At 72.6% G+C, this 26123-nt stretch carries 20 protein-coding genes and 1 tRNA gene; 3 read left to right on the top strand and 18 right to left on the bottom strand.

Annotation, left to right across the window (positions count from 1 at the left end):
• Positions 1 to 18: 18 nt before the first annotated feature.
• The 3 genes from OG448_RS19115 to OG448_RS19105 all read right to left on the bottom strand — a co-directional run bounded on the left by OG448_RS19115 (position 19) and on the right by OG448_RS19105 (position 4299).
• The gene (locus OG448_RS19115) at positions 19 to 660 is read right to left on the bottom strand and encodes a helix-turn-helix domain-containing protein (RefSeq protein ID WP_391292178.1); all 642 of its coding nucleotides are present in this window, start codon (positions 658 to 660) and stop codon (positions 19 to 21) included.
• A gap of 281 nt (positions 661 to 941) precedes the next feature.
• On the bottom strand, positions 942 to 2735 hold the full coding sequence (locus OG448_RS19110; RefSeq protein WP_391292180.1) for a DEAD/DEAH box helicase family protein: 1794 nt from the start codon (positions 2733 to 2735) through the stop codon (positions 942 to 944).
• A gap of 160 nt (positions 2736 to 2895) precedes the next feature.
• Entirely contained in the window at positions 2896 to 4299 is a 1404-nt protein-coding gene (locus OG448_RS19105) for an MFS transporter (protein ID WP_405555357.1), read from the bottom strand.
• 176 nt (positions 4300 to 4475) lie between these two features.
• On the opposite strand from OG448_RS19105, the gene OG448_RS19100 reads away from it, so the two are divergent.
• Together OG448_RS19100 and OG448_RS19095 are read left to right on the top strand one after the other, a co-directional pair.
• Positions 4476 to 4547, top strand: a tRNA-Cys gene (locus OG448_RS19100).
• 174 nt (positions 4548 to 4721) lie between these two features.
• Positions 4722 to 5126: a nuclear transport factor 2 family protein gene (locus OG448_RS19095; RefSeq protein WP_405555356.1), complete on the top strand. Its 405-nt coding sequence runs from the start codon at positions 4722 to 4724 to the stop codon at positions 5124 to 5126.
• Between the two features lie 75 nt (positions 5127 to 5201).
• Here the strand turns inward: OG448_RS19095 and OG448_RS19090 are convergent, their stop codons facing one another.
• The 7 genes from OG448_RS19090 to OG448_RS19060 form a co-directional block, all read right to left on the bottom strand.
• The gene (locus OG448_RS19090; protein ID WP_405555354.1) at positions 5202 to 6308 is read right to left on the bottom strand and encodes an SUKH-4 family immunity protein; all 1107 of its coding nucleotides are present in this window, start codon (positions 6306 to 6308) and stop codon (positions 5202 to 5204) included.
• Between the two features lie 208 nt (positions 6309 to 6516).
• Positions 6517 to 8823 (bottom strand): xanthine dehydrogenase family protein molybdopterin-binding subunit, encoded by a 2307-nt coding sequence (locus tag OG448_RS19085; protein WP_405555352.1) that lies wholly within the window; start codon positions 8821 to 8823, stop codon positions 6517 to 6519.
• A complete protein-coding gene (locus tag OG448_RS19080) occupies positions 8820 to 10274 on the bottom strand; it encodes a 2Fe-2S iron-sulfur cluster-binding protein (RefSeq protein WP_405555350.1) in 1455 nt (484 codons plus the stop codon). Before OG448_RS19080 ends, OG448_RS19085 begins: the two co-directional genes overlap by 4 nt.
• A complete protein-coding gene (locus OG448_RS19075; protein ID WP_031182629.1) occupies positions 10271 to 11164 on the bottom strand; it encodes a xanthine dehydrogenase family protein subunit M in 894 nt (297 codons plus the stop codon). Before OG448_RS19075 ends, OG448_RS19080 begins: the two co-directional genes overlap by 4 nt.
• Positions 11165 to 11388: 224 nt before the next feature.
• Positions 11389 to 13074: a beta-N-acetylhexosaminidase gene (locus OG448_RS19070; RefSeq protein WP_405555348.1), complete on the bottom strand. Its 1686-nt coding sequence runs from the start codon at positions 13072 to 13074 to the stop codon at positions 11389 to 11391.
• A 129-nt stretch (positions 13075 to 13203) separates the two neighbouring features.
• Positions 13204 to 13488, bottom strand: coding sequence for a DUF3039 domain-containing protein (locus OG448_RS19065; protein ID WP_030810948.1), 285 nt, complete (start codon positions 13486 to 13488; stop codon positions 13204 to 13206).
• Positions 13489 to 13517: 29 nt separating this feature from the next.
• Positions 13518 to 14093, bottom strand: coding sequence for a YqgE/AlgH family protein (locus tag OG448_RS19060; RefSeq protein ID WP_405555346.1), 576 nt, complete (start codon positions 14091 to 14093; stop codon positions 13518 to 13520).
• 246 nt (positions 14094 to 14339) lie between these two features.
• On the opposite strand from OG448_RS19060, the gene murA reads away from it, so the two are divergent.
• Positions 14340 to 15680 (top strand): UDP-N-acetylglucosamine 1-carboxyvinyltransferase, encoded by a 1341-nt coding sequence (gene murA, locus OG448_RS19055; protein WP_405555344.1) that lies wholly within the window; start codon positions 14340 to 14342, stop codon positions 15678 to 15680.
• Between the two features lie 64 nt (positions 15681 to 15744).
• On the opposite strand, the gene OG448_RS19050 is transcribed toward murA, so the two are convergent.
• The 8 genes from OG448_RS19050 to OG448_RS19015 all read right to left on the bottom strand — a co-directional run bounded on the left by OG448_RS19050 (position 15745) and on the right by OG448_RS19015 (position 26123).
• Positions 15745 to 16026, bottom strand: a complete 282-nt coding sequence (locus OG448_RS19050) for an HU family DNA-binding protein (protein WP_067001509.1) — start codon at positions 16024 to 16026, stop codon at positions 15745 to 15747.
• 267 nt (positions 16027 to 16293) lie between these two features.
• A complete protein-coding gene (locus OG448_RS19045; protein WP_405555342.1) occupies positions 16294 to 17709 on the bottom strand; it encodes an NAD-dependent malic enzyme in 1416 nt (471 codons plus the stop codon).
• 323 nt (positions 17710 to 18032) lie between these two features.
• On the bottom strand, positions 18033 to 20348 hold the full coding sequence (locus tag OG448_RS19040) for a HelD family protein (RefSeq protein ID WP_405555340.1): 2316 nt from the start codon (positions 20346 to 20348) through the stop codon (positions 18033 to 18035).
• An 87-nt stretch (positions 20349 to 20435) separates the two neighbouring features.
• Positions 20436 to 21257 carry an anti-sigma factor family protein gene (locus tag OG448_RS19035; RefSeq protein ID WP_381145084.1) on the bottom strand — a complete coding sequence of 274 codons (822 nt, stop codon included), beginning with the start codon at positions 21255 to 21257 and terminating at the stop codon, positions 20436 to 20438.
• Positions 21257 to 21850 (bottom strand): sigma-70 family RNA polymerase sigma factor, encoded by a 594-nt coding sequence (locus OG448_RS19030; RefSeq protein WP_030810966.1) that lies wholly within the window; start codon positions 21848 to 21850, stop codon positions 21257 to 21259. Before OG448_RS19030 ends, OG448_RS19035 begins: the two co-directional genes overlap by 1 nt.
• A 270-nt stretch (positions 21851 to 22120) precedes the next feature.
• Complete coding sequence (locus OG448_RS19025) at positions 22121 to 22684, bottom strand: CGNR zinc finger domain-containing protein (RefSeq protein ID WP_405555338.1); 564 nt, start codon at positions 22682 to 22684, stop codon at positions 22121 to 22123.
• Between the two features lie 95 nt (positions 22685 to 22779).
• Positions 22780 to 23979 (bottom strand): acyltransferase, encoded by a 1200-nt coding sequence (locus OG448_RS19020; RefSeq protein WP_405555336.1) that lies wholly within the window; start codon positions 23977 to 23979, stop codon positions 22780 to 22782.
• Positions 23976 to 26123, bottom strand: a complete 2148-nt coding sequence (locus OG448_RS19015; protein WP_405555335.1) for a bifunctional polysaccharide deacetylase/glycosyltransferase family 2 protein — start codon at positions 26121 to 26123, stop codon at positions 23976 to 23978. The genes OG448_RS19020 and OG448_RS19015 overlap by 4 nt, the downstream gene beginning before the upstream one ends.

Below are 26123 nucleotides of genomic sequence, written 5' to 3'. Positions count from 1 at the left end.
GAGCGGGGCCGGTACGCGCTACCGCAGCGCGTCCGCCACCTCGCGGGCCGCTTCCACCACACGGCGGCCCACGCGTTCCGGGACGGCGTCGGTCAGCATGACCACGCCCACGCTGCCCTCGACGCCGGTGACGCCCAGGAGGGGGGCGGCGGCGCCGCTCGCGCCGGCTTCCAGTTCGCCGTGGGTGAGGGTGTAGCCGGGGTCGGCGGCCGGGGAGTGGCGGGCGGCGAGGATGGCCTTGCCGGCGGCGCCGCGTTCCAGGGGGTGACGGAAGCCCGCGCGGTAGGCGACGTGGTAGTCGGTCCAGGTCGGCTCGACCACGGCGACGGCGAGCGCCTCCGTACCGTCGACCAGGGTCAGATGGGCCGTGGCGCCGATGTCCTCGGCCAGTGAGCGCAGTGCGGGCAGGGCCGCCTCCCGCACCAGCGGATGCACCTGGCGGCCGAGCCGCAGTACCCCCAGCCCGACGCGGGCGCGGCCACCGAGGTCGCGGCGGACGAGCGCGTGCTGCTCCAGCGTGGCCAGCAACCGGTACACCACCGTCCGGTTCACCCCGAGCCTGCCGGACAGCTCGGTGACGGTCAGGCCATGGTCCGTGTCGGCGAGCAGCTTGAGGACACGCAGTCCCCGGTCGAGCGTCTGGGAGGTCTCCGCGGTCACGACGCCCCCTCCTTCTGCGGTGAGGTCGGCGCCCTCCGAGCGGCGCGCGTCACCGAGCCCCGTCGGCGACGCGTATCAGAGGCCGCCGATCGGCAGGACGGCCCGGCGGCTGTCGGACCCGTCGCTTCACGGCTGCGCTCCGCGGCGGCGCTGCCACGGGGCGTGTGCGTAGCGGGACAGTAGCGAGCCGGTCCGCTCAGCGGAAGACTCGGTCCAGAATCCGGTCAGGGCCCGTTCCGGCCTGCCAGTGTTCGTCCGCATACGCGCCCCGGGCGCACGCTTCAGCGCATCCGGGTCGCCCACTCCCCCATCTTGGCGATGCGCTGCTTGAGCTGTCCGGCGGTCGCCTCGGCGCTCGCCGGGCCGCCGCAGACCCGGCGCAGCTCGGTGTGGATCACCCCGTGCGGCTTGCCGCTCTGGTGGACGTAGGCGCTGACCATGGTGTTGAGCTGCTTGCGCAGCTCCATCATCTCCTTGTGGCTGACCACCGGCCGCCGCTCGGCGGGCAGCTCCAGCAGGTCGGCCTCGGTGTCCGGCCGCTTCTTGCTGTGCGCGATCTGCCGGGCCTGCCGCTTCTGGAGCAGCAACTGCACCTGCTCGGGCTCCAGCAGCCCGGGGATGCCGAGGTAGTCCTGCTCCTCCTCGCTGCCGGGGTGGGCCTGCATGCCGAACTCGGCGCCGTCGTAGAGGACGCGGTCGAAGACGGCCTCGGACTCCAGCGCCTCGAAGGAGAACTGCTCCTGCTCGCCGGTGTCCTCGTCCTGCTGCTTGTTCGCCTCGTCCATCTCCTTCTCGGACTCGGCGTACGGGTCCTCCTCGCCCGCCTTCTTCGGCTTGTCGAGGGCGTGGTCCCGCTCCTTCTCCATCTCGTTGGCGAAGGTCAGCAGGTCGGGGACGGTCGGCAGGAACACGGACGCGGTCTCGCCGCGCCGCCGGGACCGTACGAAACGGCCGACGGCCTGGGCGAAGAACAGCGGGGTGGAGATGGTGGTGGCGTACACGCCGACGGCGAGCCGGGGCACGTCGACGCCTTCGGACACCATGCGGACCGCGACCATCCAGCGGTCGTTGCTCGCGCTGAAGTCGTCGATGCGCTTGGAGGCGCCCGCGTCGTCGGAGAGGACGAGGGTGGCCTTGGTGCCGGTCAGCTCGCGGATGAGCTTGGCGTAGGCGCGGGCGGAGTCCTGGTCGGAGGCGATGACGAGCGCGCCGGCGTCCGGGATGGCCTTGCGGACCTCGGTGAGCCGCTGGTCGGCGGCGCGCAGCACGCTCGGCATCCACTCGCCGCGCGGGTCGAGCGCGGTGCGCCACGCCTGGCTGACCGCGTCCTTGGTCATCGGCTCGCCGAGGCGGGCGGCGATCTCGTCGCCCGCCTTGGTGCGCCAGCGCATCTGGCCGCTGTAGCTGAGGAAGATCACGGGGCGGACGACGTGGTCGGCGAGCGCGTTGCCGTAGCCGTAGGTGTAGTCGGCGGCGGAGCGCCGGATGCCGTCGTTGCCCTCCTCGTACGTGACGAAGGGGATCGGGTTGGTGTCCGAGCGGAACGGCGTACCGGTCAGCGCGAGGCGCCGGGTCGCGGGCTCGAACGCCTCCAGGCACGCCTCGCCCCAGGACTTGGAGTCACCGGCGTGGTGGATCTCGTCCAGGATCACCAGCGTCTTGCGCTGCTCGGAGCGGTTGCGGTGCAGCATCGGGCGTACGCCGACACCGGCGTAGGTGACCGCGACGCCGTGGTAGTCCTTGCCGACCGGGCCCGCGCTGTACTCCGGGTCGAGCTTGATCCCTATCCGCGCGGCGGCCTCCGCCCACTGCTTCTTCAGGTGCTCGGTCGGCGCGACGACGGTCACCTGCTGCACGACGTGGTGGTGCAGCAGCCAGGAGGCCAGCGTCAGCGCGAAGGTCGTCTTGCCGGCGCCGGGGGTGGCGACGGCGAGGAAGTCACGCGGCTGCTCCTGGATGTACTTGTCCATCGCCCCCTGCTGCCAGGCACGCAGCTTGCTGGCGGTGCCCCAGGGGGCCCGGCCGGGAAAGGCGGGGGACAGATGGTTCGAGGCGGAAGCGGCGGTGGTAGTCACGGTCTCCGGGGGTGGGGGCGTAGGGCAACTCGGCTACGTATGACAACCGGGCCACCCTACCGGCGCCATCGGCTCCGCCGTGCTCGGACGGCGCGGGGGGTGGGGCGGGTGGGACTGAGGTCACAGTGGGCGCGAGTGGGGGCCTCGCGGGGGCCTGCACTCAGCTCGGCGTCCGCAGTCGCGTCGTCACCCACGCCCCCACCAGCGCCACCGCCGCCATGGGGAGGAAGACCGCGGCGAAGGCGGTGGCACCTGCGGAGCCCAGGGTGGCGAAGGCCGCGCCCGCTGCGGCGAGGAGGACGACGTTGGAGAGGGCGTCGGAGATCTGGAGGGCGGCGGAGTTGGCGCCGGCCTCGGAGGGGGCGGAGAGCTTGAGCAGCAGGACGCTGGTGGAGGAGATCACCAGGCCCATCCCGAAGCAGCCGAACCCCCACGCGACGGCGACGGTCCACACCGGCACGGCGGGTACGAGCACCGCGGGCGCGGTGGCGATGGCGGCGGCCACCAGCACCATCCCGAAGGTCATCAGCCGCTCCCGGTACGGCTCCATCCGGTCCCGCGACTGCACCCACGACGCCGCCGCCCAGGTCAGCCCGCCCGCGGCCAGCGAGAACCCGGCGAGCGTCGGCGACAGCCCCCGCTGGGTGACGAGCATCAGCGGTACGAAGGACTCCGCCGCGATGAACGACCCCGCCGACAGCCCGCGCAGCAGCACCACGGAGGGCAGCCCGCGCACCGCCCGGTACGTCCCCTTCGGCAGCAGCCGCAGCACGGCGGGCACCAGCAGGGCGGCACCGAGGATGCCGGGCACCAGCGAGAGGGGCCGTAGATCCTGGGCCGCGTACTGCACGAGCCCGGCGCCCAGCGAGACGGCGAGCGCCAGCCGGATGCGGCGCCGGTCGAAGGCGGGGGTACCGGCGTCGCGGTCCACGGGTCCGCCCGCCCGGCGCCGGATCTGCGGGAGGGCCAGGCCCAGCGGAAGCAGTACGAGGAGGGGAATGCCGAGGAAGACCCAGCGCCAGCCGAGGTGTTCCGCGACGGCACCGGAGGCGAGGGGGCCGACGATGGACGGCACGACCCACGCGGCGGCGAAGCTCGCCATGATCGCGGGCCGCAGCCGCTCGGCGTAGGCCCGGCCGACGACCACGTACACGGCGACGATCACCAGACCGCCGCCGAACCCCTGCACCGCCCGCCCCAGGATGAAGACCCACATCACCTGCGCTGTCCCGGACACCACGAGCCCGGCCGCGAACGCCCCGATGCCGGTGGCCAGCGCCGCGAGCGGCCCCCGCCGGTCCGCCCACTGACCCGCGAGCACCATGCCGGTGAGGCTGGTGGTGAAGTACCCGGAGAACGCGAAGGCGTAGAGCGAGACCCCGTGCAGCTCCCGCGCCGCGACCGGCATCACGGTCCCGATGGCAGTCGCCTCGAAGGCGATCAGCAGCACAACGGAAACGATCCCCACACTGAGCGCCCGATGCGCCCGCCCCAACACCCCGCCCTCGTCCCCGTGACGACCTGTACCGGCGACAACACTGTCGGAAGAATCAAGGGCGGCCATAGGGGCCAGCGTAAGGCCCGTAGCCGAGGTTGACCCCTGTCCGAAGCCCCACCGTCCGTACGACCTTCGCCGTAGGCCCCCACCCCCTGTGAACACCACATGGCAGTCACATTGCACCCCCTCGCCCACCCTTGCCCCCCTCCCCCACCCCGCCCTACGTTCATTCCACGACGCACGGCCGTGTGCCCGAGTGGCTCAGGGACTCGCCTGCAAAGCGAGTTACGCGGGTTCGATTCCCGCCACGGCCTCTGACCGGCCCAACAGGGGCGGCGCCTCCCCGAGAGGCGCCGTCCTTCTTCTTCGCAGACGACCGGGGCCTCCGGTCCGGCCAAAGGGATGACGCGGCAGCCCGGGTCCGCCGGGCCACGAGCTGGCTGCGGCCCGCGGTGCCTAGGCTGGCACCGCTGCGGAAGGGCGGTGCCATGGACGCTGACTCCCGGACCAGGGCCGCGATCGAGGAACATTGGCGGGCCTCGGAACGCGGGGACACCGAAGCCGAGCACGCCATCTACGCCACGGACGCGATCCTGGACTACCCGCAGTCAGGTGAGCGGTTCCGGGGCCGAGCAGCGATCTCGGCGCAACGCGGCGGGCACCCGGCCGACCGGCACTTCACCGTCCAGCGGATCACCGGCCACGCGAATCTGTGGGTGAGCGAATGCCTCATCACCTACGACGGTGTGCCGTCGCACTCGGTGAGCATCATGGAATTCGCCGACCAGCACGTGGTGCACGAGACGCAGTACTTCGCCGACCCGTTCGGCGCGCCCGCCCGGCGGGCCGCGCTCGCGGAGCCGATGCCGGGACGGACCATCACCGGAGCCTGATTCCTGGCCTCGCTCAAGTCCGATCGCACCTGCCGCGCACGGGCGGCACCGCCTGGAGGAGACGGGACGCGCCCCTCAGAGCACCCCGCCCGTCTCCCCCCGCAGCAGCTCCGTCCAGTAGTGCCAAGATCCCCCGGCCGACACCCCCGTCGGGTCCAGCGCGGCCAGTGTGTCGAGCATCGCCGCTGCCAACTGGTCGTAGGCGAGCGTCGTCAGCTCGTGGGACAGGTGGGCGTCGATGGTGCGTTCGTGGTGGAGGAGCCAGAGGGTGAAGGCGAGGGTCGAGACGTCGGTGTTGAGGGGGTGGAGGGTGGTGTCGGAGTAGGTGAGGATCGCGCCGGTGCGGCCGTCGAGGACGAGGGTGGTGTCCGGGGTCAGGGAGCCCAGCCGGATCAGGTGGTCGGCCTCGTACTCCTCGGCGTAGTACTCGGTGAGGGTCGGCAGCAGCAGCTCGGTGTCGACCACCTCCTCCGGCAGCCCCGTCTCCCGCAGGAAGCGCCGCGTCGGTTCGTGGGTGAGCGTGGGCGGGAAGTCGGTCTCCTCGAAGCGGGCCACGCGCCCGTGCCCGAACTCCTGGTCCAGCAGCCGCCCCGGCATCTCCAGCGCCAGCCCGGCCGACCCCGGCGCCGGGACCAGGGACAGCGGGCGGATCAGCGCCGCCGCCTTCCAGTACGCCGGGACCGCGCCGTCCGTCCCCGTCTCGAACAGCGCCAGCAGCCGGCGGGACGCCTCACCGGCGACACCCGGCCCGTACTGGCCCGCGAGGGAGGCGAACCGGCCGCGCAGACCCGCCAGCTCCTCGGTGACGGCGGCGAACCGGAGCATGGTGGTGAGCGAGGGCGCGAAGGGCCGCGTGCACGACGGGTCGACGAGGTACGCGGTGGTGATCTCCCCGGTCGCGCCGTCGAGCAGTATCGACTCGCGCTCCATCCCGGCCGGGTTGAGCAGTTCCCCGATGACCAGCCGGTCCCGCAGCTCGTCCGCGAGCCGGCACGGGCCGTCGGTGGCGTCGGCGAGCCTGCGCAGCCCGTGGGCGCGCAGCGGGGCGAAGGTCAGCGGGCCGGTGTTGGGGGGCAGTCCGGGACCGGCGAGCAGCCCGCGGGTCGGCGCGTGCGTGACCCAGCGGTCCAGCTCGGCCTCGGTCAACGTGATCGCCGTGACCCCGGCATCGGTCATGCTCATGGCTCGCTCCCCCGCGATCGGACTCGGTACGGCGGGCTCCACGCGCGGCGGCCCTCCCCCGACTCCAAGAACCCTAGACCGCACCACTGACAACGCCCCGAGCCGGAAGACGCACCGGGGCGCGTCCGCGTTGCCTCACGGAAGCGAGTTCAGCCGAACGGGCGGCTTCAGCCGTACAAAAAGCGACCTCAGCCGAACGAACAGCAGCTCACCGCGCGTTGACCACCGCGGCCTGCGGCCGGATCGGCAGCCGGTTCACCGGACGCCCCGTGGCCGCCCGCACCGCCGACGCGATCGCCGCGGGCGACGTCACCACCGGCACCGCGCTCACCGGCTTCGCGCCGAACGGCGCCACCACGTCCCGCTCCTCGACCAGCTTCACGATCTTGATGTCCGGCGCGTCCAGCGCGGTCGGCAGCGCGTACCCGGTGAGGTCGGGATGGCGGATCAGCCCGCGCGGCGTACGGAGGTTCTCGGTGAGCGCGATGCCCACGCCCTGCGTGACCCCGCCCTCGATCCGCGCCGCCAACTGCGCGGGGTTGAGCACCCGGCCCACGTCCTGAGCGACCGCCAGCTCCACCACCCGTACCGAGCCCAGCTCCACGTCGACGTCGACGACCGCGCGGATCGCGCAGAAGGCGAGGCCGACGAAGGCGTCACCCTGGCCGGCGCCGTCCAGCGGCTCGGTGGGGTGGGGGCGGCACTGGGCGGTGGCCCACAGCTCCTTGCCCTCCAACGCCTCGGTGACGGTGGTGGAGAGCACCCCGTCGTACGAGGTGATCTTGCCGTCGGTGATCTGGAGCAGCTCGGTGGACATGCCGAACTTGTGCGCCAGCGGCTGGAGGAGCTGGGTGCGGACCATCTTGGCCGCCCGCTCCACCGCCCCGCCGGACACCCAGGTGTGGCGGCCCCGGCAGCCGGGGCCGGCCGGGGGCTGGTCGGTGTCGACCGGCGCCACGTGCACCTCGTCGATGCCGAGCGTCTCCTGCACGATCTGCCGGGCCAGCGTGGTGAAGCCCTGCCCGGACTCCACGGCCGCGCAGAGCACGGTGGCGACGCCGTCGTGGACGCGTACCGTCGCCGTGGAGACCTCGTCGGTGCCCTCGGCGCCGAGCATGTGCACCATGCCGAGGCCGTAGCCGACGCCCCGGCGCACCGCGCCCGGCTCGCCCGCGCCCTCGGGGCCGCCCGGCAGCAGCCAGTCCTCCTCCGGGCCGTCCTTCGGCAGCGCCGGCAGCGGGAAGTCCCTTACCGCTGTGAGGAGTTCGGCCACCGGCGCCGGGCAGGTCACGGTCTGGCCGATGGGCAGCACGTCGCCGGTGGCCAGGACGTTGCGCAGGCGCACCTCGGCCGGGTCCAGGCCCACCTTCTTGGCCAGCTTGTCCATCTGCGCCTCGTAGGCGGCGCACACCTGCATCGCGCCCTCACCGCGCACATGGCCGGAGGGCGGGTTGTTGGTGCGTACGGCCCAGCCCTCGATGAAGGCGTTCGGGACGACGTAGGGGCCGCACGCGAAGGAGACCGCGGCGGCCAGGGCGTCGGCGGAGGTGTCGGCGTAGGCGCCCGCGTCCAGCAGGATCTGCGCCTCGACCTTGACGAGTCTGCCCTCGCCGTCCGCGTGGTGGCGGTAGCGCAGCAGGGTGGGGTGGCGGTGGGCGTGCCCGAGGAAGGACTCCTCGCGGCTCGCGGTGAGCTTCACCGGGCAGCCGGTCCTGAGCGCGAGCAGGCCGAGCGGCAGTTGGAAGCCCTGGTCCTCGCGGTCGGCGGTGGCGCCGGGCACGCCGGTGACGACGATCTTGACGCGGTCGGCGGGCAGCCCGAAGCAGGCGGCGGCGGTGTTGCGGTCACTGTGCGGGTCGGTGGAGGCGAGGTACAGCTCCACCCCGCCGTCCGGGCGCGGCACGGCGAGCCCGGCCTCGGCGCCGATGGGCGCGGGGTCCTGGCGTCCGATGCGGTACAGGCCCTCCACGACGATCTCACCGGCCGCGTCGGGGTCGCCGTGGCGCAGCGGGATGTGCCGGATCAGGTTGCCGTCCGGGTGCAGCGGCTCGGCCTCGAAGGCGCGTTCGGGGTCGGTGACCGGGTCGAGGGGTTCGTACTCGACGATGACGGCGGCGGCGGCCATCCGCGCGGTGTCGGGGTGGTCGGCGGCGACGGCGGCGATGGGCTCGCCGTGGTGGCGGACCACCTCGGAGGCGAACACCGGCCGGTCGGGGGTGCCCCGGCCGTGCCGGGAGGTGCCGGGCACGTCCTCGTGGGTGACGACGGCACGGACGCCGGGCATGGCGCGCGCGTGCGTGGTGTCGATGGAGACGATGCGCGCGTGCGCGTGCGGGGAGCGCAGCACGGCGGCCCACAGCAGGCCCTCGGCCCACAGGTCGGCCGCGTACGGGAAGGTGCCCTCGGTCTTGGCCCGGGCGTCGGCGTGGGGCAGGGAGGCGCCCAGGCCGTGCGGCAGCGGCTCGGCCGCGGGGGCTTCCGCCGCCGTGGTCGCGGTGGCGGCTTCGTCGCTCACGCCTGGCCTCCGTCCTGGCCGTGGTGCGGGTCGTGCGGGTGGTCCTGCGGGTCGTGCGGGGCGCCGAACGCGCCGAAGGCACCGGGTGCTTCGAACGCCGAGGGGTGCACGCCGCCGGAGCCGGGGCCCGCCTGGTGCGGGATGCGGGCGGTGCCGTCGTCCGGGTCGACGTCGGCGCCGATGCCGGCCTCGCGCTCGGCGACGACGTCGCGTACGGCGTCGAGCACGCCCCGGTAGCCGGAGCAGCGGCAGAGGTTGCCGCAGAGCGCCTGGCGGGTCTCCAGCTCGGTGGGGGCGGGGTTGCCCTCCAGCAGGTCGTGCAGGGTCATGGCGATGCCGGGTACGCAGAAGCCGCACTGCACGGCGCCGCACCGGGCGAGCGCCCGCTGGACGTCGGAGGGCTGGCCGCCGCTCGCCAGGCCCTCGACGGTACGGACCTCGCTGCCCGCGGCGGTGACCGCCGGGACCAGGCAGGAGGCCACGAGCCGTCCGTCGACCTGGACGTTGCACGCCCCGCACTCGCCCTGCGAGCAGCCGTCCTTGGCGCCCGCGAGGCCGAGGCGTTCGCGCAGCACGTAGAGCAGGGACTCGCCGATCCAGGCGTCGGTGACGGGGCGGTCGGCGCCGTTGACGCGCAGCACGTAGGAGGCGAGGGGGTGTTCGTCCTGGGGCGGCGGCGGTGCCTCGCCCTGGTCGTCGGCGGCCTCGGTCGTCTCGTCGGCCGCGAGGGGCTCCTCCACGGCCTCGGGAGCCACCTCGGGCTCCCCGGTCGCATCCTCGTCCGACGGGCCGTCAGAGGCACCCTCAGGGGTCTCTACGGGGCTCTCGGCGGCCTCGGCGGGCGCATCCGGTTCGGCGGACTGCTCCTCGGCCTCCGCGACGGGAGCGGCCTCCTCCTCGGGCGCCGCGGACTCCTGCGGCCCCCACGCCCCGCCGATGGTGTCCGTGACCCAGGGCGCGGCCGCGCCGCCGGGGAGGACGGGCGGGGCGGCGCCCCACTGCTCCGCCAGCGCGGAGGTGGTGAACTCGCCGGACTCGTCGGGCAGGTCGCCCCCGGCGACCGGCACGGACCACTGCCCGGTGACGTCGTGGCCGGGCGCGGCGGCGGTCTCCTCGGGAACCCAGTGCCCCTGCGCCTCGGGCTGGTAGGTGAACCGGTCGTCGCCGTGCGGCTGCTGGGCCGGGACGGTGTCCTGGGCGGGCCACTGGTCCTGGGGCGCACCCCAGCCGTTCTCGCCCTCGCCCTCGGGCGGGGTCGTTATCCGGGGCGGCACATAGCCGTGGCCCGGCGCGGCCAGCGGGCTGTCACCGGCCAGCAGGGCGTCGATGCCGCCCTCGGGGAGCTGGACGAAGGCGGTCGCGCCGTCGTCGTACTCGCCCTGGGGCAGCGGGTTCCAGCGGCCGCCGCCCTGGGACGTGTCGTCCTCGTGTCCGCGCTGGTCGTCGGTCACGACAGCGCCCTCCCCAATGCTCGTCGTGCCAGCGCGGCGACGGTGCGCCGCAGGTGCAGTACCGCGGGCGGCAGCGGGACGACCGTGCCGTCCGGCTCCGGCACCGGGTCGGGGATGCAGGCCGCGGCGACGTACTCGCCGAACGCCTGGAGGGCTTCGGGGACGAGGGCGCGGTCGTTGTCCCAGTCGATGAGCTGCGCGACCCACTGCTCGGCGTCCAGCGGGCGCAGCGGCATCGGCGCTATGGCGCCGACCGCGCACCGCACTCCACGCCGGGCGGGGTCGAGGACGAGGGCGACGGAGGCGACCGAGCGGCCGGGCCCGGTGCGTCCGGTGGCCTTGAGGAAGACCTGGGGGGCGTGCAGCAGCGGAACCCGGACGTAGCCGATGAGTTCGCCGCCGCGGAGCATCTCGACCCCGGCCAGCAGGTGCGAGACGGGTACCTCGCGCCGGGCGCCGTCCGGTCCGGCGACGATCAGCGTCGCCTCCAGCGCGGCCAGCACCGGCAGCGCGTCGCCGGTGGGCGCGGCGGAGGCGATGTTGCCGCCGAGGGTGCCCGCGTTGCGGATGTGCGGCGGTCCGGCGGCGCGCGCGGCGGCGGCGAGCGCCGGGATCAGCGCGGCGAAGTCGGGGCGGCCCATGCGGGCGTGGGTGAGGCCGGCGCCGAGCAGCGCGTGGCCGTCCTGGTACTGCCAGCCGCGGATCTCGCTGATCCGGCCGAGGCCGACCAGCGCGGCGGGCCTGAGCTGCCCGGAGTTGACGGCGGCCATGAGGTCGGTGCCGCCGGCGACGGGGACCGCGGCGGGCATGGCGGTCAGGGCCGCCACCGCCTCGTCCAGCGTCGTGGGCAGCGTGACGGCCTGTGCCGCCTGCGGTGCGTGCGTGGTCAAACCGGCTGCCCCTTCCCGCTGCCCCACCTGGTCGCGCCTGTGCTGCCGTACGGTACGTGCTGACAGGGCGGACGTGGCAACTCTGGCACATCTTCGCAAGGCTCGGACGCGCGGGTCGGCCAAGGGGTGTTGACCCACTCCATCGGGCGGATGGTCCCGTTTACACCAGCATCTTCGGGTGGGTCCGAATGACCCTCTTCGGTGACGCTCGGGCGGTTCTCCCGTTACGCGCTCGGGCGGGCGTTCGAGGACACAGGGGCCCTGAGGCCCGGCTCGACGGGCGGTCCGGCGAAGGGCCGTCCGGGTACTCCGGGGCGCCGCTGCCAGGGGTGGGGGCCGCCGGGCGGGCGGTAGGCGACGCCGAGGGCGTCAAGTCGCCGGTAGTGGGTGCCCATCCGGCGCTCGAAGTCCGCGAGGTCCCGCTCCCCGGGCGCGGGCAACGGGCTCCAGGCGACCTCGGCGAACGCGGCGAGCCGGGGGAAGACCTGGTAGTCGACGCGTCCGGCGTCCTCGGTCACCTCGGTCCACACATTGGCCTGGGCGCCCAGCACATGGCGGGCCTCGTCGGCGGTGAGACCGTCCGGTACGGGCTCGAACCGGTAGACGTCGGCCAGGGTGCGGACGTAGCCGATGGGCACGGGTTCGTCCGCACCGGGCGCCTGCCGGTGGTCCAGATAGACGTGCTGCTCGGGGCACATGACCACGTCGTGCCCGGCCCGCGCGGCGATCCGGCCGCCCCGGTGCCCGCGCCAGGAGGAGACGGCCGCGCCGGGCGGGAGGGGGCCGTCGAGGATCTCGTCCCAGCCGAGCATCCGGCGGCCGCGCGCGGCCAGCCAGGCGCCGAAGTGGCCGGCGAACCAGGAGCGCAGCCCGTCCACGTCGGCGAGCCCGAGTTCGGCGGCGCGGGCCCGCGCGGTGGCCGACTTCCGCCACTGGTCGGGCGGGCACTCGTCGCCGCCGAGGTGCACGAAGGGCGACGGGAACAGCGCCAGCACCTCCTCGAGCACGCCCTCGTAGAACCTGAGGACGGCCTCGGTGGGGGCGAGCACGTACGGGGAGATCCCCCAGTCGTCCCGGACGGTGAGGGCGGCCGTGTCGACGGCGTCGGTGTTGCCGAGTTCCGGGTAGGCGGCGATGGCGGCCTGGGAGTGGCCGGGGAGATCGATTTCCGGGACGACGGTGATATGGCGTTCGGCGGCGTAGGAGACGATCTCCCGGATGTCGTCCTGGGTGTAGTGGCCGCCGTGCGGTTTCGCCTCCCAGAGCGGGGACGAGCGGTGGCCGAATTTGGTCCGCGCACGCCAGGAGCCGAGCTCGGTGAGCCGCGGGTGGCGCTCGATCTCGATACGCCAGCCCTGATCGTCCGTCAGGTGCAGGTGCAGGACGTTGAGTTTGTGCGCGGCCAGCAGATCGAGATAGCGCAGCACGCCTTCCTTGGGCATGAAGTGCCGGGCCACGTCGAGCAGCATGCCGCGCCAGCCGAACCGGGGCGCGTCACTGATCCGCACCGGCGGCAGGCACCAGGTGCGGCCGGGCAGCGGGGCGCGCCGGAAGGCGTCGGGGCCGAGCAGTTGCCGCAGTGTCTGGGCGCCCCAGAACAGCCCGGCCGGACCGCCGCCGCGTAGGTCGGCGCCGGTGGGGGTGACGTCCAGCCGGTAGCCCTCGGGACCGAGTTCCCCGGCGAGGAGCGGGTCGACGGTGAGCCGTACGGTGTCCGCGCCGGGGCCGTCGGCCGGGGCCAGGGGGAAGCCGGTGGCCGCGCCCAGGGTGCCGCGCAGCCAGCGGGCGGTGCTCTCGGCGCCCTGCCCCGAGGCGGCCAGAGCGGTGCCGGGCCCCAGGGTGAATCCCTCGCCCGGCCCGCCGTGCGCCTCGACCGGCGCCGGAATCACATCGGGAATCTCACCGGTCACTTCGGCCCCCGTAATACCTCGGTGCACAGCCCGGAATCCGTATTACGGGGACGCTGCCCCGGCGCCCGGCGGAACACGCGCCAAAAACACCGGGAAGGGCGCCGGAGGCAATCCTCGGGACAGGACGCGTTACTTCTTGTCCTTGTCCCCGCCCTTGTCGCCACCGCTGCTCATGGACTCGTAGATCTCTTTGCACATGGGGCAGACGGGGTACTTCTTCGGGTCGCGGCCCGGCACCCAGACCTTGCCGCACAGCGCCACGACGGGGGTGCCGTCCAGGGCGCTCGCCATGATCTTGTCCTTCTGGACGTAGTGGGCGAAGCGCTCATGGTCGCCATCGCCGTGGGACACCTGCGGCGTCGGCTCGACGAGGGTCCCCGTACCAGTCCCGCGCTCGGGCTCAAGAGTGCTCATACCGCCAAGGGTACTGAAGCTCACGCGCATCAGTTGAGCGATGGGTCGTCCGGATACGTGGCCACCATCGCGAGGTCTCCGCGCTGCCGTCTCAGCACCTCGCGCCACAGCCGTTCGGGGGCCGGGGAGGAGATGTCGCCGGGCTCGGACTCGACCACGTACCAGGCGCCCTGGTCCAGCTCGTCCTGGAGCTGGCCCGGCCCCCAGCCCGCGTACCCGGCGAAGATGCGCAGCGCGCCGAGGGCCGAGGCGACCAGCTCGGGCGGGGTCTCCAGGTCGACCAGGCCGATCGCCCCGTACACCCGCCGCCAGCCCAGCGGGGCCGCGCTCTCGCCCTCCCCGCCGCCGGGGATCACGGCGATGCCGAGCGCGGAGTCCAGCGAGACGGGCCCGCCCTGGAAGACCACGCCGGGCTCGCCCGCCAGGGAAGCCCAGCCGGCCAGTACGTCGCGCACGTCCACCGGCGTGGGGCGGTTGAGGACCACGCCCAGGGAGCCCTCCTCGTCGTGGTCGAGGAGGAGCACCACCGCGCGGTCGAAGTTCGGGTCCGCCAGAGCGGGGGTTGCCACGAGCAGCCGCCCTGTGAGCGAGGACACCTCGGTCATGCCAGACATGATCCCGCATCTTGGGCCGGCATGGGGGCCGGGAGGCGCATGAACAGGCAGCACGTCCGTCCGAAGGCGCGGCGGCCCGGTGACCCGACGTACCCGCGGGGAAACCGTTCGTGTTGTGACACGGCTGGCGGGTACTCGGGCTTACGGGCGAAGGGTGATCGGCGATTACCCTGTCTCTCCGGCCCCTGCGCAAAGTGATCGGCCGACCCCTGCCCGACTCATCGGAACGCGAGATTCATGACCGTCAACGACGATGTCCTGCTTGTCCACGGCGGAACCCCGCTGGAGGGCGAGATCCGTGTCCGCGGTGCGAAGAACCTCGTGCCGAAGGCCATGGTCGCCGCCCTTCTGGGCAGCGCGCCCAGCCGCCTGCGCAACGTCCCGGACATCCGAGACGTGCGGGTCGTGCGCGGCCTGCTCCAGTTGCACGGCGTGACGGTGCGGCCGGGCGAGGAGCCGGGCGAACTGATCCTCGACCCGACCTACGTCGAGAGCGCGAACGTCGCCGACATCGACGCCCACGCGGGTTCCAGCCGTATCCCGATCCTGTTCTGCGGTCCGCTGCTGCACCGCCTGGGTCACGCCTTCATCCCCGGCCTCGGCGGCTGCGACATCGGCGGCCGGCCGATCGACTTCCACTTCGACGTGCTGCGCCAGTTCGGCGCGACCATCGAGAAGCGGGCCGACGGGCAGTACCTGGAGGCCCCGCAGCGGCTGCGCGGCACGAAGATCGACCTGCCGTACCCGTCGGTGGGCGCCACCGAGCAGGTGCTGCTGACGGCCGTGCTGGCCGAGGGTGTCACCGAGCTGTCCAACGCGGCCGTGGAGCCCGAGATCGAGGACCTCATCTGCGTACTGCAGAAGATGGGCGCGATCATCGCCATGGACACCGACCGGACGATCCGCATCACCGGTGTGGACTCGCTCGGCGGCTACAACCACCGCGCCCTCCCGGACCGCCTGGAGGCCGCCTCCTGGGCTTCCGCGGCGCTGGCGACCGGCGGAAACATCTACGTCCGGGGCGCCCAGCAGCGCTCGATGATGACGTTCCTGAACACCTACCGCAAGGTCGGCGGCGCCTTCGAGATCGACGACGAGGGCATCCGCTTCTGGCACCCCGGCGGCCAGCTCAAGTCCATCGCGCTGGAGACGGACGTGCACCCCGGCTTCCAGACCGACTGGCAGCAGCCGCTGGTGGTGGCGCTCACCCAGGCCACGGGCCTGTCCATCGTCCACGAGACGGTCTACGAGTCCCGGCTCGGCTTCACCTCGGCGCTGAACCAGATGGGCGCGCACATCCAGCTCTACCGCGAGTGCCTGGGCGGCTCCCACTGCCGCTTCGGCGCGCGGAACTTCCTGCACTCGGCGGTCGTCTCCGGCCCCACCAAGCTCCAGGGCGCCGACCTGGTCATCCCCGACCTGCGCGGCGGTTTCTCGTACCTGATCGCGGCCCTGGCCGCCGAGGGCACCTCGCGCGTGCACGGCATCGACCTGATCAACCGCGGCTACGAGAACTTCATGGAGAAGCTCGTGGAACTGGGCGCGAAGGTCGAGCTCCCGGGCAAGGCGCTCGGCTAGAAGTCCCGAGTACGCAGAATGGGCGGCCCCCTCACGGGGAGCCGCCCACTTTGCGTTGTGGGGGTTACTTGCCCTTGGCGGCTTCCTTGAGCTTCGAGCCCGCGGAGACCTTCACGCTGTAGCCGGCCGGGATGTTGATGGGCTCACCGGTCTGCGGGTTGCGCGCGGTACGAGCGGCACGGTGGGTGCGCTCGAAGGTCAGGAAGCCGGGGATGGTGACCTTCTCGTCGCCCTTGGAGACGATGTCGCCGACGACCTCGGCGAACGCGGCCAGCACGGCGTCGGCGTCCTTGCGGGTCACCTCGGCGCGGTCGGCCAGCGCGGCCACCAGCTCACTGCGGTTCATGTTCTTACTCCCGTGTTCTTCTTGCCAATGAGGCGTGAGGTGAGATCGATGCCGATGCGCTCGCGCCCAGAGACGCATCCTGCCCCTACCTGCGGCGGGAAAGCCAATCCGGCACCCGTAGGAGTCATGAGAACACCCTAGGGAGTCACACGAAAAGCGCCTGCCCCGCCGACACCCTAGAGGGCGTCACGACCGGGGAACCGACGACTCGCCGTAGGGGAGGCCGCGTCGGTCCACACAACCTCCCCGACCCTACGGCAAGCGCTGCTAGGACGCCGCTCCGGCCGCCTTGGCGGCCTCCCGGACGGCCCCGGCCACCGCGCCCGCGACCTTGTCGTTGAAGACGCTGGGGACGATGTAGTTCGGGTTCAGCTCGTCCTCGGTCACCACGTTGGCGAGGGCCTGCGCGGCGGCGAGCATCATCTCGGTGTTGACGGTGCGGGACTGGGCGTCCAGCAGGCCCCGGAAGACGCCGGGGAAGACCAGCACGTTGTTGATCTGGTTGGGGAAGTCCGAGCGGCCGGTGGCCACCACGGCGGCCGTCTGCCGGGCCACCGCGGGGTCGACCTCGGGGTCGGGGTTCGCCAGTGCGAAGACGATCGCGCCGGCCGCCATGGCGGCCACGTCGGTGCCGTCCAGGACGTTCGGGGCCGAGACGCCGATGAAGACGTCGGCGCCGCGCACGGCCTCCTTGAGGGTGCCGGTGAGGTTCTCGGGGTTGGTGTTGTCCGCGATCCAGCGCAGCGGGGAGTCGGCGTGGGCGTCCACCAGGTCCTCGCGGCCGGCGTGCACCACGCCGTGGATGTCGGCGACGACGGCGTTCTTGACGCCCGCGGCCAGCAGCAGCTTCAGGATGGCCGTACCGGCCGCTCCGGCGCCGGACATGACGACCCGGATGGACTCCATCGTGCGGCCGGTGACGCGCAGCGCGTTGGTCAGCGCGGCGAGCACCACGATGGCGGTGCCGTGCTGGTCGTCGTGGAAGACCGGGATGTCCAGGGCCTCGCGTAGCCGGGCCTCGATCTCGAAGCAGCGGGGCGCGGAGATGTCCTCCAGGTTGATGCCCGCGAAGCCGGGGGCGATGGCCTTGACGATCTCCACGATGGCGTCGGTGTCCTGGGTGTCCAGGCACAGCGGCCAGGCGTCGATCCCGGCGAACCGCTTGAACAGGGCCGCCTTGCCCTCCATGACCGGCAGCGCGGCCTTGGGGCCGATGTTGCCGAGGCCGAGCACGGCGGAACCGTCCGTCACGACCGCAACGGAGTTGCGCTTGATGGTCAGGCGCCGGGCGTCCTCGGGGTTCTCCGCGATGGCCATGCAGACGCGGGCCACACCGGGCGTGTAGACCATGGAGAGGTCGTCACGGTTGCGGATGGGGTGCTTGGACTGCATCTCGATCTTGCCGCCGAGGTGCATGAGGAACGTACGGTCGGAGACCTTGCCGAGCGTGACGCCGTCGATGCCCCGCAGTTCCTCGACGATCTCGTCGGCGTGCGCGGTGGAGCTGGCCGCGATGGTGACGTCGATCCGGAGCTTCTCGTGCCCGGAGGCGGTGACGTCGAGGCCGGTGACCGAGCCTCCGGAGGACTCGACGGCGGTGGTGAGCTGCGATACGGCCGTTCCGCTCGCGGGCACCTCCAACCGGACCGTCATCGAGTAGGAGACGCTGGGCGCCGTTGCCATGGCCGACTTCCTCTGCTTTCACCGTGTCGCGTGTTGTGCCGTCCGATCGTCGCACCTACCGCCGAGTACGTGGTAGTCGGCTCCGATTGCGGACGTTGTGTTCTCGGGCCGTCGCCCAAGACGAGAGGCCCACGTCACAGGGACGTGGGCCTCTCGCTCACATTCATGACACCGACCCGCCATGCTCGCCTCGCGGCAAGTGGTCGCTCGTAGCGACGAAGGTTGGGCCCGGGGGCTTGGATCGGGCCGGTGCCACGTCAAGGCTAACAAACGGACGCCGGGGGGCATTCCCCCGTGCGCGGGGTTCTGGAAAACAGCCTCGTTCAGTCCCGCAGCAGGTCCGGGACGCGGGCCGCGTCCGGCTCGTCGCGGTCGCCGGAGACGACGGTGAGCTGCTGGGTCGCGCGGGTGAGGGCGACGTACAGCACGCGCAGGCCGGCCGGGGACTCGTCGGCGATCTCGGCCGGAGAGACGACCACGGTCGCGTCGTACTCCAGGCCCTTGGCCTCCAGGCTGCCGAGGGCGACCACGCGGTCGCCGAGCCCGGCGAGCCAGCGGCGGGCCTCCTCGCGCCGGTTCATGGCGACGACGACGCCGACGGTGCCGTCGACCAGGGAGAGCAGCCGTTCGGCCTCCGCGCGGACCGTGTCGGCCAGGGAGTCCCCGGCGACCTGGAAGCGCGGCTGGACGCCGGTGGAGCGGACGGCGCGGGGGGACTCGGAGCCGGGCATGGCGAGAGCGAGCACCTTGGCGGCCAGCTCGGCGATCTCGGCGGGGTTGCGGTAGTTGACGGTCAGCTCGAAGCGGCGCCGGGGTCTGGAGCCCAGGGCCTCGTCGCGGGCCTCGGCCGCCTCGTCCGGGTCGGACCAGGAGGACTGGGCGGGGTCGCCGACGACCGTCCAGGTGGCGTGCCGGCCCCGGCGGCCGACCATGCGCCACTGCATCGGGGTGAGGTCCTGCGCCTCGTCCACGATGACGTGCGCGTACTCGGTGCGCTCCTGGGCGAGCCGCTCGGCGCGCTCGCGCTGGGTCTCCTCGCGCACCGGCATCAGCTCCTCCAGGCCGGTGAGCTGGTCCAGCGGGTCGAGTTCGCGCTTCTTGCGGGGGCGGGCGGGGGCGCCGAGGATCGCCTGGAGTTCGTCCAGCATGGCGATGTCGTGCACGGAGAAGCCGTCCCGCTTCAGCGCGCGGGCGACCTTGCGGACCTCGCCGGGGTTGAGCACCCGGCGGGCCCAGCGGCCGAGCCGCTTCTCGTCGGCCATGGCGGCGAGGACACCCTTGGGGGTCAGTTCGGGCCACCAGGCGTCGAGGAACGCGATGAAGGAGTCCTCGTCGGCCACGTCCTCGTCGAAGGAGGCGCGCAGCTCGGCGGCCAGTTCCGGGTCGGAGTGCCGGGAGGCGGCCCCGGACTTGGCCCACAGGGCGTCCAGCAGCAGCTTGCGGGCGCGGGGGCGGAGCAGGTTGACGGGGGCGGTGCCGCCGAGCGCGGTGCGGCGGACGGACTCCAGCTCGCCGGCCTCCAGTTCCAGCCGCCGGCCGAAGGCGACGACGCGGAGCCGGTCGGGCAGGACCGCGCCCTCGGCCCCGAGTTCCAGGGCGCCGCGCGCGGCCCGGCGCAGCACCTTCAGCATCCGGGACGAGCCCTTGGCGCGGGCGACGGCCGGGGAGTCGTGGAGCGTGGCCTCGACACCGTCGACCAGGGAGCCGATCGCGCGGATCGCGACCTGGCCCTCCTCGCCGAGGGAGGGCAGCACGCCCTCGGTGTAGGCCACCAGCAGCGGGGTCGGCGAGACGATCAGGATGCCGCCCGCGTAGCGTCTGCGGTCCTGGTAGAGCAGATAGGCCGCGCGGTGCAGGGCGACGGCGGTCTTGCCGGTGCCGGGGCCGCCCTCCACGTAGGTGACGGAGGCGGCGGGGGCGCGGATGACCTGGTCCTGCTCGGCCTGGATCGAGGAGACGATGTCCCGCATGGTGTGCCCGCGCGCCTGGCCGAGGGCGGCCATCAGCGCGCCGTCGCCGATGACGGGCAGTTCCTCGCCGTCCAGGGTGGCCTTCAGCTCGGGGCGCATCAGGTCGTCCTCGACCCCGAGGACCCGGCGGCCCTTGGAGCGGATGACCCGGCGCCGCACGACCCGGCCCGGGTCGACGGGGGTGGAGCGGTAGAACGGCGCGGCGGCCGGCGCCCGCCAGTCGATGACCAGCGGCGAGTAGTCCTCGTCCAGGACGCCGATCCGCCCGATGTGCAGGGTCTCGGCGATGTCGGCGGTGTTGTCGGGGCGCACGGCCCCCTCGGCGGGTTCGACGGCGGTGTACGCGCCGTCCGGGCCCTTCTTGCCGTCCTTGCCCTGGAGCAGGTCGACCCGGCCGAAGAGGAAGTCCTCGAACTCGTTGTTCAGCCGGTTGAGATGGATGCCGGCCCGGAAGACCTGCGCGTCCCGCTCGGCCAGCGCGCCCGGCGTGCCGACATGGCCGCGCTGGGCCGCGTCGTGCATCAGGAACTCGGCCTCGTGGATCTTCTCCTCGAGCCGCCGGTACACCCGGTCCAGGTGTTCCTGTTCGACGCTGATCTCTCGGTCCCGTACGGAGTCGCTTGCGCCGTGTACCGAGCCGACCGCGGAATGCTGAACCTGAGCGGCCACCGGGCCCCCTTCTGACGTGCTGGGCAGCCGTCAACCGTACGCGAAGAGGACCCGGCAAAGCTACGCGGGCGTGATTCTAGACAGCCACTAGGCGTCCACTTGGACGAGCTTCTTGCCGTCCAGGGTCATGACGTCGAAGTGGTCGATCTCGCCGGGCTGGAGAGCGGTGCCGCCCCCGATGAACAGCGGGTTGCGGGCCTGTTCGGTCTTGGCGTCCGGGAGGCCGTAGCCGTCCTTGGGCACGCTCCAGGAGCCGAGCGTCTGCCGCTCGCCGTTCTTGCCGACCGCGATCAGGGAGCACTTCAGCTCGCCCTTGACGCCGCCCAGCCGCAGCACGGCGTCGGTGCCCCACGCCTTGCCCTGCAGGGCGACGGTCGCGGAGACGCCGGTGCCGGCGTCCGTGCCGGTGACCTTGGTGGGCAACTGGTCGAAGTGGTCCTTGGCGGAGGCGGCCAGCGGGGTCGCCGTCTGACTCGTGCCACCACCGCTCACCGACATCACGGCCACCGGGCCGCCGATGATCAGCGCGGCCGCGGCGGCGACCAGGTAGAAGCCGCGGCGCCGCTTGCTCGCGCGCCGCTCGGAGACCTCGTCGACCAGCTTCTCGACGAGCCTTGGTGTCGGCCGCGCGGACAGCGACTCCCCGATGACCGGGGTGCTGCCGGTGCCCGGCAGGTCCGCGAGGGCGGCCAGCATGGGCTCCATCCCCGCGAGTTCGTCCAGTTGCTGGGCGCACCACTCGCAGCCCGCGAGGTGCGTCTCGAACGCGGTCGCCTCGGTGTCGTCGAGAATCCCGAGGGCGTAGGCGCCGACGGTCTCGTGCTCGTTCGGCACCGGAGATCCCTGCATGGGGCCAGACATACCCGTACTCCCCGCGCCGAATCCTCGCATTCCCCCGTACACGCTCATCACGCCGTCACCCCCCGCTCCTCCAGCGCCAGCTTCATCGATCGCAGGGCGTAGAACACCCGTGAGCGGACTGTGCCGCTGGGTATCCCGAGGGTCTGGGCCGCCTCGTTGACGGTACGCCCCTTGAAGTAGGTCTCGACGAGCACCTCCCGGTGGGCCGGGGTCAGGTCGTCGAGCGCGTCCGTCAGCGTCATCAGCCACAGCGCCTTGTCGATCTCGTCCTCCGCGGGGATGACCTCCAGCGGCGACGGATCGACCTCCTGCGGCCGGGCCTGCCGGCTGCGGTGGCCGTCGATGACGATGCGCCGGGCGACCGTCACCAGCCAGGGGCGTACCGAACCGGTCGCCCGATTGAGCTGACCGGCGTTCTTCCAGGCACGGATGAGCGTTTCCTGTACGACGTCCTCGGCGCGCTGCCGGTCACCGGCGACCAGCCGGAGGACATAGGCGAGGAGCGGTCCGGCGTGCTCCCGGTACAGGGCACGCATCAACTCCTCGTCGGGTTCCGACGACTGTGAGGGCTGCGAGGACATGCGATGTCGGGCCCTCGATCCACGTTCATTGGCCACGGCCGCATCCTTGCGCACGCCCACCTCCGGTGTCCGGGGCTTGCCCCCGTCGGTCGCTCGCCCCTTCGTACGGGGCGGGAGGCGTGGTTGTTCAAGGTGAGGTGGTGTTTTTCTCAAGGGCGGTGTGACGAGCGGGACATGCGCGCACATTCTCACCGCTCGATCTTTACATTTCCGACACGGAGTCAACCGGGCTCGGGCTGCCCTGACTTACGGTCAGGCAAACGCGGTGTAGCAGAGATCACAACCCTCAAGTGGATGTGTGTTTCCGGCACTTGGCCCGTACCCGGACGTTCAGGACCGGGCGAGCGCCACCCGCCTCCGATGCCGGGCGACCCGCTCCCGGTTCCCGCACCCCTCGCTGGAACACCATCGCCTGCGGCGCCCGCGCGAGGTGTCGAGATACAGCAACGGACACCCCTCCCCCGCGCATTCGCGCACGGCCGCCCGCGCGAGGGGGTCGGTGAGGAGGTCGATGGCGTCGCGCGCGAGGAGGGAGAGGAGGGCGGCGGCCGTGGGCGCCTCGGCCAACTCCCTTACGAGCAGCCCGGTCTGCTGGGTGACGGCACGGACGGCCGGGGGCGCGGCGGTGCCGGCGGCGCGGTTGATCCGGTCCAGGGAGTCGCCGGGAGCACGGGGGGACCGCACCAACCGTCCTAGGTACCAGCGGAGTTCGAGGAAACCCGCCACCCAGCACCCGTCGACGTGCCCGAGCGGAGTCCCCTGCGGAACCAGCCCGGCTCCCACGACCCAGGCCGCCAACTCCCCCGCCGTGCCGATCCGTTCCTCCGGGTGCGCGGTGGCCAGCAGGTCCAGGCAACTTCGCCCGGCGTCGAATCGTGGCGTACCGGGTGCCATGCGCTGCGTCACCGCCTAGACAGGAGGGTGTCTTCTCGCTCCCCTCCACAGTGCTCCTCCCGCCCGGCGGCCGTAACCCCCCGTGCCCGGCCCGGTCAGGCCGCGCGGTGGCGGCTGGCGGGGCGTGGGCGCCCGTCCGGCCACAACTGCGGTCTCCGCCTGGCCGCCAGATCCTCCGCCCAGCCGAAGGTGACGACGCAGGCGCAGATCAGGGTCCAGGTGAGGGCGAGGACGGGCCAGGGGCTCTCCAGGAGCCAGGGGCATTTCTCGTCCAGGACGTCGTAGCGCCAGAGCTGGTCCCAGAGGGTGGAGGCGACGAGGATGCAGAGGTTGTGCCAGAGGTAGATGGTCACCGCGCGGGAGTTGAGCAGGGTGACCAGGCGGTCGAAGGGGCGCAGCAGGCGCGGCCACTCGGTCCAGGTCGGGCTGATGTGCAGCAGGAGCAGCACGGTGGCGAGGGACCAGAGGGACTGGGCGAAGGGGATGTCGTCCAGGTCGTGCCCCTGCCGGAAGCCGTGGGTGAGCGCGTACCAGAGGCCGAGGCCGGCGACGAGCGGGGCGACGGACGGCACGACGTAGCGCGGGATGCGGTTCAGCACCCCCTGCTGGTGGGCCATGCCGAGAATCCAGCAGGCGCCGAAGGTGCTGAAGTCTGTCAGCGCCGACGGGATGCGCTCGCCGGGGATCTGGAGGTGGCCGAACTCGAAGGCGGCGGCCAGCGTGATCGGTGCCAGCACGGTGGTCCACGGGATCGCCTTCAGCGCCCTCAGCAGCACCGGGGAGAGCAGCACGAACCACAGGTAGGCGCGGATGTACCAGAGCGGTCCGGCCAGTTCGGCCGCCCAGTCCGGCCCGAGCACCCCGTGGATGCCGGGCAGCGTGCCCGCGTACGGCGGGTCGCTCAACGGCAGCACCCAGAAGGCCAGGTGGACGAACCACCAGCCGGGGTGCCCCTCGGCGTCCGGACGCCAGCCCTGGAGCACCATGCCGGACACACCGAGCGCGCCCAACAGCCAGAGCGGGGGCAGCAGTCGGCGCAGCCGGCCGCGTACGACGTCCACCGGGGGCCGCTTCAGCGAGCGGGCCATGAGGTTGCCGGCGAGGGCGAACATCACGCCCATGGACGGGAAGACGACGGGCAGCCAGGCCCAGCCCATGAGGTGGTAGAAGACGACGCGGAAGAGGGCGACCGCGCGGAGCAGGTCGAAGTAGCGGTCCCGGAGCGGGGCCCGCCGCTGTACGGGCTCCGGCGTCAACTCAGGCGTGGATACGGTCAGTTCGTGTGACGTCGTCATCGCAGTGCTCCTTCGGCCGGGACCGGGGCCGACACCCCGCCCTTGCGGCGGAGCTTCTGCCAGCGCAGCCGGCCGCCGGTGAGTGCCGTGATCCAGGACTGGAGCAGCACGACGTACATGAGCTGGCGGTACAGGAGTTGCTGGAGAGGCAGGGAGATCAGCGGGGTGAGCCGCTCCCGGTCCAGCGCGAAGGCGTAGGCCGCGCAGACGGCCTGGACGGCCAGGACGGCGAACCAGGACGCGATCGTCCTGCCGGTCGGGCCGAAGACCAGGCCGTAGACGAGGAAGAGGTCGATCAGCGGGGCCAGCAGCGGGGCGACCACCATGAACAGGGAGACCAGCGGCAGTCCGACCCGGCCGAACCTCCCGGAGGGACCGCGTTCCAGCACGGCCCGGCGGTGTTTCCAGATGGCCTGCATGGTGCCGTAGGACCAGCGGTAGCGCTGGGACCAGAGCTGCCGTACGGACTCCGGGGCCTCGGTCCAGGCGCGGGCCTTCTCCGCGTAGACCACCCGCCAGCCGTCGCGGTGCAGGGCCATGGTGATGTCGGTGTCCTCGGCGAGGGTGTCGTCGCTCATCCCGCCTACCCGCTCCAGCGCGGTACGGCGGAACGCGCCGACGGCGCCGGGGATGGTGGGCATGCAGCGCAGCACGTCGTACATCCGGCGGTCCAGGTTGAAGCCCATCACGTACTCGATGTGCTGCCAGGCGCCGATGAGGGTGTCCTTGTTGCCGACCTTGGCGTTGCCCGCGACCGCGCCGACGCGCGGGTCGGCGAAGGGCTGCACCAGCTCACGGACGGTGGAGGGCTCGAAGACGGTGTCGCCGTCCATCATCACGATCAGGTCGTGAGCGGCGTTCGCCAGGCCCCGGTTGAGGGCGGCGGGCTTGCCCGCGTTGTGCTGCCGTACGACCCGGACGCCGGGCAGCGCGAGCCCCTCCACGATGCGGGCGGTGCCGTCGGAGGAGCCGTCGTCGACGACGATGACCTCCACCGGATGCTCGCCGCCGACCAGGGAACGCACGGTGTTCTCGATGCACTTGGCCTCGTTGTACGCGGGCACCAGCACGGTCGCCGGTTCGGTGACCGGTTCCGGGCCCCAGCGGAAGCTCAGGCGGCGGGTGCGGCGGGCGTGCGCGGCGGACAGCAGCAGCATCAGCCCGAACCGGCCGAAGACCAGTACGCCGATGACGGCGAGGCCCACGACGAGCACGGTGGTGATGCCGTCGGACGCCTTCACCAGCGTGATCCACGCCTTGCCGGTCCACAGGCCGACCCCGGTGACCGGGGTGTCCGCGCTCGGCGCGTCGAGGGCCTGGGTGAGGGTCTGGAAGCGGTAGCCCTCGGCCTGGAGCCGGGGCAGCAGGGTGTCGATCGCCCGGACCGTCTGGCTCCGGTCGCCGCCGGAGTCGTGCATCAGGACGACCGCGCCCTGGCCCTTCCCGGGCGTGGCCCGGCGGATGATCTCCGCAACGCCCGGCCTGCGCCAGTCCTCGCTGTCCCGGTCGTTGAGCACGATGAGATAGCCCCGCCCGCCGATGTACCTGGCCACCGGCCAGGACCGGTCGTCCATCGCGGAGGCGAAGGACGAGTACGGGGGCCGGAACAGCGAGCTGCGGATGCCGGCCGCGCCGGCGAGGGCCAACTGCCCCTGGGACAGCTCCCAGTCGACCCTTCGCTCGGACTGGTAGGAGAGGTCGGGGTGGTTGAACGTGTGCAGGCCGACCTCGTGACCCTCGGCCACCATGCGCCGGACCAGCTCGGGATAGCGGGAGGTCATCGTGCCGGTCACGAAGAACGTGGCCCGCGCGTGGTTCCGCTTGAGCGCGTCGAGGACCTGGGGCGTCCAGGTCGGGTCGGGGCCGTCGTCGAAGGTGAGCACGATGCGCCGCTTCGGCACCCGGAGGCTGTCGGTGCGCCCGTTCCGGGTGTCGACGACGGGACCGCCGTCGGTGACCTTCGCGGGTACGTGCCCGCCGGGCGCCTCGGGCCTCACGCGGTGGTCGGCGAGGATCTCGTTGTGGACATAGCCGCGCAGCATGAGCATGGCCAGCGTGGCGAGCAGGAACAGGAAGGCCAGCAGCGGGCGCAGCGGGAGCCGGCGGCGCCGGGGCAGCGCCCGGCGGGCGGTTCGCGGAGTCAT

Source organism: Streptomyces sp. NBC_01171, assembly GCF_045039805.1.
Taxonomy (GTDB): Bacteria; Actinomycetota; Actinomycetes; order Streptomycetales; family Streptomycetaceae; genus Streptomyces.
This window is presented reverse-complemented; position numbering and strand designations above follow the sequence as displayed.

Bases quoted from the DNA above. Each gene is read 5' to 3' on its own strand.
- OG448_RS19105 (WP_405555357.1), bottom strand. From the start codon at position 4,299: ATGGCCGCCCTTGATTCTTCCGACAGTGTTGTCGCCGGTACAGGTCGT.
- OG448_RS19095 (WP_405555356.1), top strand. From the start codon at position 4,722: ATGGACGCTGACTCCCGGACCAGGGCCGCGATCGAGGAACATTGGCGG.
- OG448_RS19090 (WP_405555354.1), bottom strand. From the start codon at position 6,308: ATGAGCATGACCGATGCCGGGGTCACGGCGATCACGTTGACCGAGGCC.
- OG448_RS19065 (WP_030810948.1), bottom strand. From the start codon at position 13,488: ATGAGCACTCTTGAGCCCGAGCGCGGGACTGGTACGGGGACCCTCGTC.
- OG448_RS19060 (WP_405555346.1), bottom strand. From the start codon at position 14,093: ATGACCGAGGTGTCCTCGCTCACAGGGCGGCTGCTCGTGGCAACCCCC.
- murA (WP_405555344.1), top strand. From the start codon at position 14,340: ATGACCGTCAACGACGATGTCCTGCTTGTCCACGGCGGAACCCCGCTG.
- OG448_RS19050 (WP_067001509.1), bottom strand. From the start codon at position 16,026: ATGAACCGCAGTGAGCTGGTGGCCGCGCTGGCCGACCGCGCCGAGGTG.
- OG448_RS19045 (WP_405555342.1), bottom strand. From the start codon at position 17,709: ATGGCAACGGCGCCCAGCGTCTCCTACTCGATGACGGTCCGGTTGGAG.
- OG448_RS19035 (WP_381145084.1), bottom strand. From the start codon at position 21,257: ATGAGCGTGTACGGGGGAATGCGAGGATTCGGCGCGGGGAGTACGGGT.
- OG448_RS19025 (WP_405555338.1), bottom strand. From the start codon at position 22,684: ATGGCACCCGGTACGCCACGATTCGACGCCGGGCGAAGTTGCCTGGAC.
- OG448_RS19020 (WP_405555336.1), bottom strand. From the start codon at position 23,979: ATGACGACGTCACACGAACTGACCGTATCCACGCCTGAGTTGACGCCG.
- OG448_RS19015 (WP_405555335.1), bottom strand. From the start codon at position 26,123: ATGACTCCGCGAACCGCCCGCCGGGCGCTGCCCCGGCGCCGCCGGCTC.